This is a genomic window from Enterococcus eurekensis, from assembly GCF_042654605.1.
Classification (GTDB): Bacteria; Bacillota; Bacilli; order Lactobacillales; family Enterococcaceae; genus Enterococcus_I; species Enterococcus_I eurekensis.
This window is the reverse complement of record NZ_JBHSGT010000048.1, coordinates 1-1,471: the sequence shown is the minus strand read 5'-3', so window position 1 is coordinate 1,471 and position 1,471 is coordinate 1. Positions and strand designations below refer to the sequence as shown.

The window sequence follows — 1,471 nt, the reverse complement described above, 5'->3', positions numbered from 1 at the left end:
CTGTGCCTCAACCGAAGCCGATTCATCTACACGACTAAAGTCGCGAGTGTTCTCGGCTAGTTAATAAACAGAACTTTTAGGTTGGGGACATAAAAGAGAGAAAAATCCAAGAAACTTTAGACTCAATGTTTTCACTTAAAATAATGGAATCGATTTTTTCGTTTTCACATAATTCTTTTCGTAACCACAAATGACACTGTCTCAAAGAAATACTTTACAGAAGGCCACTGAATATATATTTTAGAGTAACAAGTCCATTTCCTTATCATAAGTTGACGGAGTCGATAGATTTCACTTTATTAAAATTTCTCACATATACAGTAGATGCACCACTACCAAAAGTTAAATTCGGTAGGCTTTTCTTATATAACCCTAGTTTTTTTAGTGTTTCTTCATTATTTGATAACGCCTTAAAGCTATATCTTGTACGTCCACCTTTACTTGGTTTAGATTCCGATTCTTTATAAGAAACTTCATATGCTGATATGACAGCATTATCTGCTCCGGTATTAATACCTATAATATACTTTATCTGTTCAATTTTATCTGCTCCAATAATCCATTCACCCAATGTTCTTGATTTTAAATTATTGTCATCTCGTTCTCCAATAGCATAATCTAGATTTTCATCTTTGATTAAATCAAAGCCATTCCTTATTTTAACTGCAAGTATTAAATCATTCGTATTGATATCTGATTCATCCATTCTTTGATATCCAAATCTTTCTTCAATGCTTTCAACTAAGTAACCAAATGAACCATGTCCACCAACCAAGTTAGTTAAATTATTTTTCTGAACCAGATTGGAATAGTTTATTAATGCATTCTCAGCAGCAAATGATTCCGAATCTGTTAAACCAAAGCTTATAATATATTTTATTATTTCATTTCCAGAATTCTTTATTTCCATAATATTGTCAAACTTCAAATTATTTATAATTTCTCCTGAAAATAATTCATCATCAATTTTTTCCAAACTATTTTTTAGAGCTAATTGCTCATGATGAAAAACTCTATTGCCTGTTCCTTTACCAATATAAAAAGGAATACCGTTTCTAGGGTCAACTAAACAATACACATAAAACTTTCGTCTGTTATCTTTCTTCAATACATCTAAAGTAGATGCTGAAAAATGTGTTATTTTCTCCATTTTTATATTCTCACTTTCTATTTTTTTATTCTGCTATCTATTCTGTTGATAGATTTAAAAATTCCTAAAAAAGGGATCCAATTAAAACCTCATCATCTATGGTATTGATTATCATATTTTAAATGGTCTAGCTTATCTCCATATTATAAATTGGTAGTATCTCCAAAATTTATTTCTACATGGAAAATCGATTCTATTATTTTAAGTTAAAATATTGAGTCTAAAGTATTTTGAATTGCTTTAACTTCCTTATACCTGAATAATTCATACTTTTAATTAAAACCATGTGAAACTGCCTCACGGCAGCTTACAATTACTTTT

At 29.6% G+C, this 1,471-nt stretch carries 1 protein-coding gene; it reads right to left on the bottom strand.

All coding sequences use genetic code 11. From position 1 onward, the window contains the following. Positions 1-265: 265 nt before the first annotated feature. A complete protein-coding gene (locus ACFO3L_RS07905; RefSeq protein WP_379965657.1) occupies positions 266-1,150 on the bottom strand; it encodes an LEM-3-like GIY-YIG domain-containing protein in 885 nt (294 codons plus the stop codon). Positions 1,151-1,471 lie beyond the last annotated feature (321 nt).